1 protein-coding gene is annotated in these 441 nt (G+C 63.9%); it reads left to right on the plus strand.

Annotated features, from left to right (window positions below; genetic code table 11):
* Positions 1–441: hypothetical protein (locus tag JMV15_RS28060; protein ID WP_201492007.1), on the plus strand; the 441-nt coding region annotated here is incomplete at both ends.

The raw sequence follows: 441 nt of genomic DNA on the forward strand, positions 1-441 counted from the left end.
AGACACGCTGGCCAAGGGGTTGCTGGTACTCAGTGATGAGCCGCTGTTGTTTATCTACCTGTCGGCGCTGGTGGCCTGGGTACGCATGCTGCCGCCACCCGACATGTACGAACTGCTGGGTGAAATCACCGGCGAAGTGTTGATCAACTTGCTGCTGATCTGGGCCACACGGGGTATTGGAGTACAGCTGCGCCTGGCTGCTCAGGTGCTTAGTGGCGTCAAGTCCGGGCGGGCGCGGGCGTTGTTGGAGTTGCTGGCCAAGCAGGTGGCGGGGCCTCGGCTGGAAACCCATGTCGAGGCCGCCAAGCCGGTGTTGCTGAGCAGTGCGGCGACGCCGATTAAGACGGTGCCGGCTGTGCCGTTGAAGGCGGGCGACACGCTGGTTTCGAACCCGGTGCCGATGGTGCGCGGCAAGGCCCAGCGCACGACGTTGGTCCGTCA

It is taken from the genome of Pseudomonas paracarnis (genome assembly GCF_904063055.1).
GTDB lineage: Bacteria > Pseudomonadota > Gammaproteobacteria > Pseudomonadales > Pseudomonadaceae > Aquipseudomonas > Aquipseudomonas paracarnis.